Origin of the sequence: Synechococcus sp. R5-12 (assembly GCF_047502655.1) — a bacterium.
Classification (GTDB): Bacteria; Cyanobacteriota; Cyanobacteriia; order Thermostichales; family Thermostichaceae; genus Thermostichus.
The window spans coordinates 1-7,446 of record NZ_JANSIM010000172.1; the positions used below are offsets into that span (position 1 = coordinate 1).

A 7,446-nucleotide genomic window follows, 5' to 3' on the forward strand; every position below is an offset into this window, starting at 1 on the left:
TTCAGTATAGTTGAGCTTATTATTGACTAGAGTCATGCTCCTTTGATCCCAGACGGGGATCCCTGCGCACCTACCTGAGCATCTTGGCTCGCTCTCGCTGTTTGGATCGGCTGCGCTCTTGGCGGAATCGACAGCGCTCCCTGGAACAGGGCAGAGTGGAATTGCAGGGTAGTCCTGCTGCGGATCCCACCTTGGAGCAGTTGGCTCAAGCGGAACGGGTGACCGAGGTGCAAACGGCCTTGGCCGAGTTGTCCGAAAGTCAACGGCAAGTCTTAAAGATGGCCTATTACGAAGGCATGAGCCAAACGGAAATTGCCAAGCAACTGGATCTGCCTTTGGGAACGGTCAAAGCCAGAGCTCGGCGGGCTCTGCTGCGGCTGCGCGAGTTGTTGGGAGGCCCCTCATGAAAGCCGAATCTGTGTCTCCCGAAGAACTGCAACTGTGGCTGGCAGGCTATGTGCTGGGGGATCTCTCCCCGGAAGAGGCCGACCGGCTGGAGGCATTGCTCAAGCTGCGCCCGGAGCTGCACCGAGAACTGCAGGCTTTGCAACAGGCATTGGAGACAGCCTACGGTATAGAGGAAAAGCAACCTCCCCCCGCCCTGCGGGCTTCTCTGTTGCAGGCGCAGGCAGCCCAACCGATGCACACCCCCACCTGGGTTGCCAAGGGATCCCGTCTCTGGCAGCGGGGCTTGGGGGCAGTGGCCGCAGGCTTGATCGTCGCTTTGGGGCTGGGGAACCTCTACCTGTGGCGCAGGCTGCAGCTAGCCCAGACTCAAGGGATCCCTGCCGAGGTGTTGACTTATGAGTTGCAGCCGACTGCGGAGAACCTGGCCGGCTCGGTCAAGCTTGAGGTGGATCCCCAGCGCTTGCAAGGGCGATTGGTGGCCCAAGGTTTGCCGCCTTTGCCGGAAGGCCGGGTCTATGCCCTGTGGGTGGTGCTGGAACCGGAGGCGCCCTTTACCACCGATAGGGCGGGGGCCGTTCTCGTGGCAGCTTTTCCGGTGGATGAAACAGGAAATCGCCAACAGGAGCTGCGCCTACCGCCGGTGTTTGAATCTACAGAATGGGTGCGGGCTGTGGCCATTACCGAAGAGGATGGCAATCGTCCCCAAGAGCACGAAGGATCCCCCTTGTGGATTTCCGGCTAGGGAAAGCATCGGCAGGCCCATGGATTGGCGTGGCCTGATGGCGTAAATAGGCGATTATTATGCAGATTGATATCCACCCAGTCTTGTGACCCAGACAGAAAACCTTAAGATAAAAGTCGCCACCCGGCGAAGAACTCGGAGGCTACCCCATGGGCGAAGCAAAGCGCCGTAAAACCCGCATCAGCCAAGATCCCGACCAAGAGCTGGTGTTTCCCAACCTCAAAGACATTCCCCTCACCAAAGGGCAAGCTCGCGCGATCTACAATTGGACAACCCGTGGTGCTTGGGCAGGCATTATTCTGCTGGCGATTGTTTGGGTTGTGATCCGATTTGTGGGGCCTGCCTTGGGCTGGTGGCATCTGGTCGGCTGAGCCTGTCGGATCCCCTTTAGCATCCTTTGGAGTTTCCGTCTATGCGCTCTTATCTGGCAGCCGCCATTCAAATGACCAGCATTCCCGATCTGGCCAGCAACTTGCAGCAGGCGGAAGAGTGGATCGACTTTGCAGTGCGCCAGGGGTGCGAGCTGGTGACGCTACCGGAAAACTTTGCCTTCATGGGGCCGGAAGCCGAGAAAGCCCGCCTTGCCCCCGAGATTGCGGAGCGGGCTGAGGAGTTTCTGAGCAAGATGGCCCAGCGCTACCAGGTATTTATTTTGGGAGGAGGGTATCCTGTGCCGGATGGGCAGGGCAAAGTTTACAATACCGCTGCCCTCTACAGCCCTGACGGCAAAGAGCTGGCCCGCTATCGCAAAATCCACCTGTTCGATGTCAATCTGCCCGACGGCAATACCTACCGCGAGTCGAATACGGTGGTCAGCGGAGATGAGGTGGTCACCTGCGAGCAAGAGCAACTGGGGAACCTCGGTTTGTCGGTCTGCTACGACGTACGCTTTCCAGAGCTGTACCGATCCCTGGTGGATCGCGGAGCCCAGATTTTGCTCATCCCTGCCGCCTTCACGGCCTACACGGGTCGGGATCACTGGCAGGTTTTGCTGCAATGCCGGGCCATTGAGAACACCTGTTACGTGATAGCCCCCGCCCAGGTGGGCACCCACTACGAGCGGCGACAGTGTCACGGCCATGCCATGATCGTGGACCCCTGGGGGACTATCTTGGCGGATGCGGGTGGCGAAAAACCGGGGGTGGCCATTGCTGAAATTAACCCAGAGCGTTTCCAGTTGGTCAGGCGGCAGATGCCTTCCCTACAACACCGTCGGCTGGCCTGCACCGTCACCCGCTAGGGATCCGCTATGCCATCCCCTTGGCCTGCGCTGATTCTCTACAGCAAGCCCGGCTGCCACCTGTGCGAAGGCTTGGCCGATAAGTTGCGGCAAATCCCTGAGATCACCCTGTTGGAAATCCGCGACATCACCTCCAACCCGAGTTGGTGGGAGCAATACCAACTGAAAGTTCCCGTGCTCACCCTGGCAGGGGATCCCGAGCGACCTTTGCCACGTCCTTCCCCTCGGCTGACGGTGAGCCAGTTGCGGGCTTGGCTTGAGAAACAGCTCCGTTGAATTTCTCCTGCTGCTGCCGGAGCTTTCTCTGCCATGCCTATGGAGAGAGCAGCGATTCGCTGCGGGCGGTGTAGCCGGCTTGACGCAGGGCTTCAACGGCGGCTTGGGCATTGTTAACCCAAAATTGGGATCCCATTCTCACCCAAAGGGTATGGGGATGGGCGGTGATGGCAGCCACGACAGGAATGCGATTTTCTTCTTTGGTTTCCGAGCGTTGGCGGGCGATCAAGGTTTGTAAACGATATCGATCCTCCAGTGTCCCGGCAGAGTCGAGAGGGATCTCCACCGTTACCCAGCTAACAGATTCAATCGGTTGTAAATCTTCCACAATCAGTTGCACCTGTTCATCCCGCTGATCCACTTTGGCCCAGACCCACAGCCGTTGATCCACCTCCAGGCGACCTCGCAAACGTTCGTAGGTTTTGGGAAAGATCACCGCTTCACAACTGCCGGTGAGATCTTCCAGTTGCAAAATGGCCATGCGATCCCCTTTCTTGGTTGTGACATTTTTAATGGCAGTCACCAGGGCGAGAACGCCCACAGAGGCATCGGCTGCGCAGCCGCCCAAGTCAGCTAGGTTTACAGGGGCCAGCAGCCGCGCTTGCTCCTGAATGCGCCGCAGCGGATGATCCGAGACATAAAACCCCAGCAGCTCCCGTTCTAGCCTCAACTTTTCCTGAGGTGGAAAATCTTCAGTAGCCGGCCCACGCGGAGCCTCCACAAATCCATTGCCGGCGCTGCTATTGCTCCCCAATAGATCGAACAAGCTGGCTTGGCCGATGGCTTTGGACTTGGCTCGCTGCGCTGCCCAACTGAGGATGGGATCCAAATCGGCAATTAGTTGTTTACGATTTCCAGAAATACAATCAAAAGCGCCCGCACAAATCAGGGCCTCCAGGGCACGACGGTTAACAATGCGCAGATCCACCCGCTGGCAAAAATCCGCCAGAGAGGTGAAGGGGCCATCAGCTTGACGGGCAGCCAAAATGTTTTGAATGGCCCCCTCCCCTACATTCTTCACTGCCCCCAGACCAAACAAAATGCTGGATCCCTGGGGAGTAAAGTCCATTCCAGAACGGTTGATATCCGGCGGCTGAATTTGGATCCCAATTGACAAGCAATAGGTAATGTAGCGCTGTACCTTGTCCTGATCTCCCCCCACAGAAGAGAGCAAGGCTGCCATATATTCCGTTGGGTAATTGGCCTTGAGGTAAGCTGTTTGAAAAGTAATCAACCCATAGGCAGTAGAATGCGATTTATTGAAGCAATACTCGGCAAAAGCAACCATTTGATCAAACAATTCTGTGGCAACTTCTTGGCTTACACCCCGCTTGGCTGCCCCCTGCACAAATTGCTCGCGGTGTTTCTCCATCTCGGAGACTTTCTTTTTCCCCATCGCTCGCCGCAGCAGATCGGCTTGGCCTAAGGTGTATCCGGCCATGTCTTGGGCAATGCGCATGATCTGTTCCTGGTAGAGGATGGCTCCGTAGGTATCCTGAAGAATGGGCTTGAGGAGTTCGTGGGCATAGGTTACCGGTTTGCGACCGTGCTTGCGATCGATAAAGTCGGGGATCATGCCCGTATCCAATGGGCCTGGCCGGTACAAGGCCAATACTGAAGAAATATCTTCCAGGTTGGAAGGTTTGAGCTCCCGCACCACCTGCTTCATGCCAGAAGATTCCAGTTGGAAGATCCCTTCCAGCTCTCCCTTTTCCAAAAGCTGGTAGGTTTTCTTGTCGTCTAGGGGTAGGTTATCCAGATCTATATTGACGCCATTGTGTTCTCGGATCAGTTCCACTGCCCGCTGAATCATCGTCAGGTTGCGCAGACCCAAAAAGTCCATCTTCAGCAAGCCCAAAGACTCGATATCTTCCATCGAGTACTGGGTGATAATTTGGCCTTCATTGTTGTACTGCAGAGGCACGATCTCATCTAAGGGATCCTTAGCAATCACCACACCGGCAGCGTGAACCCCGAAGGTTTTGTTGGTACCTTCCAGCAAGCGCGCCAGCTCGATCCAGCGGTGGGTGGTTGGGTCTTTCTCGTATTTTTCTTTGAACTCTGGAGCGGGAGTATCCTCGCCAATCATCTCTTCCAATTTTGCGGGCTTGCCTCGGGATACCGGGATCAATTTCGCCATTTTGTCGGCTTCTGAGTAGGGAATGTCTAAGACTCGACCGACATCTTTGAGAATGGCTTTAGAGGTCATGCGGTTAAAGGTGATGATCTGGGCAACTCGCTCTTGGCCGTATTTGCGGGTCACATAGTCGATCAGCTCTCCCCGCCGCTCGATGCAAAAATCCGTATCGATATCCGGCATCGATTGACGTTCTGGATTGAGAAATCGCTCAAACAGTAGGCCGTATTTAACCGGGTCAATGTTGGTAATTTGTAGGGCATAGGCCACCAGGGATCCTGCTGCCGAGCCTCGCCCCGGCCCCACCGGGATCCCCTGCTCGCGGGCATAGCGAACATAGTCCCAGACCACCAGGAAATAGCTGGAGAAGCCCTTTTGTTGGATGATGTTCAGCTCAAAGCGCAGGCGCTCCTGGTAGTTTTGGGGGATCTGATCCGGCTGAGCAACACCGCAGCGCTTCGCCAGCCCCTGCCAGGCCAATTCTGTGAGATAGCTATCGGCAGAATGGCCCGGTGGAACCGGGTAGTCGGGCATGCGCATTTCCCCAAATAGGTCATAGCCCTCGATCTTTTCCAGCACCTTCAGGGTGTTGGCGATGGCCTCGTCAATTACCTCCTGTTCCAAATGGTCACGGCAGAGACGGCGCATCTCTTCTGGGCTTTTCAGGTATTCGGTTCCGGTGTAGCGAAGGCGATTTTTTTCAGTAAGGGATTTGCCTGTTTGAATGCAGAGCAGCGCATCGTGGGCCTCTACATCCCAGCAGGAAATAAAATGGCTATCGTTGGTGAGGATGATCGGGATCCCCAATTCGCGGGCGATGCGCACCAACTGCACATTGACAAAGCGATCTTCTTGATAACCGTGATCCTGAATTTCGATGTAATAATCATCCCCAAACTGCTCTTGGTACCAAGCGGCAACTTCACGGGCAATTTCTGGCCGCCGCTGCAAAATAGCTTGAGGCACTTCTCCTGCCAAGCAGCCGCTGGTGACGATCAGCCCTTCTTTGTATTGCACCAAATACTCTTTGTTGATGCAGGGGCGAGAGAAAATCCCTTTCCCTTGAATGCCATGTAGATGGGAAATGGTGGTTAGCTTCACTAAGTTTTTGTAGCCCTGGGTATTTTTGGCCAGAACCACTTGGTGATACTTGGGGTACTTGCGGCTTTTGTCACGGATATCGCCGTTGATTACATACATTTCATTGCCGATGATTGGAGTAATCCCTTTGCTTTTACACAGTTTCACCAGCTCCAATGCCCCATACATGACACCGTGATCCGTCAGGGCCAGCCCCGGCAAACCCATAGCCACCACCTGCTCGATCAGACGCGGCAATTGGCTGGCGCCATCCAAGAGGCTGTATTCGCTGTGGAGATGCAAAGGAACAAAAGACATGGCAACGCTATGGATAGTGGGATCCCTTTAACCTTAACTCAGCGTGTCCATTTCTCGACTGCCTGCAGATGCCGCTACAGTAAAGTCAGCTGATGTTTTTTCCCTTTTCTTGAATCTATGGATGCTCCCATTCGCCTCACCCAGTACTCCCACGGCGGTGGCTGCGGCTGTAAAATTGCCCCGGCCCTGCTGCAACAAATTCTTAAGGATGTGCCCCTGCTATCCCCAAATCCGGCTTTGTTGGTGGGAGCTGAAACCAGCGATGATGCGGCTGTCTATCAACTAAACGACCACCAAGCCCTAATTTTGACCACCGACTTCTTCATGCCGATTGTGGATGAGCCGGTGGATTTTGGTCGGATCGCGGCGACCAATGCCCTTTCCGATGTCTACGCGATGGGGGGCACTCCCATTCTGGCTTTGGCGGTTTTGGGCATGCCGGTCAATACCCTGCCGATGCAGGCCATCCAAGGGATCATGGCCGGAGGGATCCAGGTTTGCCAAGAAGCCGGGATCCCTTTGGCAGGGGGGCACTCCATCGATTCGCCGGAGCCCATCTTCGGCTTGGTGGCAGCAGGTTTGGCCCATCCACACCACATTCGCCGCAATGCCACTGCCCAACCTGGGGACGATCTGATCCTGACCAAGCCGCTGGGGATCGGGGTGATGACCACCGCTCTGAAAAAGGGTCAGCTCAGTGCGGCAGGCTACGCGGAAGTTTTGCAGGTGATGACCCAGCTGAATCGCATCGGCTCGCAACTGGCCCAGCGACCGCAAGTTCACGCCATGACGGATGTAACAGGGTTTGGCCTGGTGGGACACTTGCTGGAAGTCTGTCGCGGCTCGGGGGTGGGGGCCAGTTTGGATCTGGCTTCCATTCCGTTTTTGGCAGAAGCGCTCTCGCTGGCAGAGGCGGGGATCTTTCCAGGGGCGGCTCGTCGCAATTGGCAGGGCTATGAGGGGGTACAGGCAGAATCCCTGCCCGAGTGGCAGCAACTGCTGCTGGCAGATCCCCAAACCAGCGGGGGCTTGCTGGTGGCGGTGGATCCCGGCTACACCTCAGACCTCTTGCAAGAGCTGCACAGTGCCGGTTACCCCTACGCCCGTCGCATTGGCCGATGCCAAGCTGGAGACACCAGAATCCATGTTACCGGCAAGATCAGCCTCAGCCCAGCGGCAGCCTGAAGAAGACCCTCTGGCAATACTGATACATTCACGCTGAACTCTCCTGAACATGGTTCAGGA

Annotated in this window: 6 protein-coding genes and 1 pseudogene; 6 read left to right on the forward strand and 1 reads right to left on the reverse strand. The window is 56.0% G+C overall.

Annotation, left to right across the window (positions count from 1 at the left end):
• Positions 1-50: 50 nt before the first annotated feature.
• From NW843_RS09775 to NW843_RS09795, 5 genes and pseudogenes are all read left to right on the forward strand, one after another.
• Positions 51-407 (forward strand): annotated as a pseudogene (locus NW843_RS09775) (sigma-70 family RNA polymerase sigma factor); the annotation flags it as partial.
• Positions 404-1,150 carry an anti-sigma factor domain-containing protein gene (locus tag NW843_RS09780; protein ID WP_414522818.1) on the forward strand — a complete coding sequence of 249 codons (747 nt, stop codon included), beginning with the start codon at positions 404-406 and terminating at the stop codon, positions 1,148-1,150. The pseudogene NW843_RS09775 and the gene NW843_RS09780, both read left to right, overlap by 4 nt.
• A gap of 149 nt (positions 1,151-1,299) precedes the next feature.
• Positions 1,300-1,521, forward strand: a complete 222-nt coding sequence (locus NW843_RS09785) for a DUF2839 domain-containing protein (protein ID WP_011432808.1) — start codon at positions 1,300-1,302, stop codon at positions 1,519-1,521.
• A gap of 41 nt (positions 1,522-1,562) precedes the next feature.
• On the forward strand, positions 1,563-2,390 hold the full coding sequence (locus NW843_RS09790; protein WP_414406869.1) for a carbon-nitrogen hydrolase family protein: 828 nt from the start codon (positions 1,563-1,565) through the stop codon (positions 2,388-2,390).
• 9 nt (positions 2,391-2,399) lie between these two features.
• Positions 2,400-2,666: a glutaredoxin family protein gene (locus NW843_RS09795; protein WP_414522819.1), complete on the forward strand. Its 267-nt coding sequence runs from the start codon at positions 2,400-2,402 to the stop codon at positions 2,664-2,666.
• A 37-nt stretch (positions 2,667-2,703) separates the two neighbouring features.
• On the opposite strand, the gene NW843_RS09800 is transcribed toward NW843_RS09795, so the two are convergent.
• Complete coding sequence (locus NW843_RS09800; RefSeq protein ID WP_414522820.1) at positions 2,704-6,201, reverse strand: DNA polymerase III subunit alpha; 3,498 nt, start codon at positions 6,199-6,201, stop codon at positions 2,704-2,706.
• 117 nt (positions 6,202-6,318) lie between these two features.
• Between NW843_RS09800 and selD the strand changes: the two genes are divergently transcribed.
• On the forward strand, positions 6,319-7,386 hold the full coding sequence (gene selD / locus NW843_RS09805) for a selenide, water dikinase SelD (RefSeq protein WP_414522821.1): 1,068 nt from the start codon (positions 6,319-6,321) through the stop codon (positions 7,384-7,386).
• Positions 7,387-7,446: the final 60 nt, after the last annotated feature.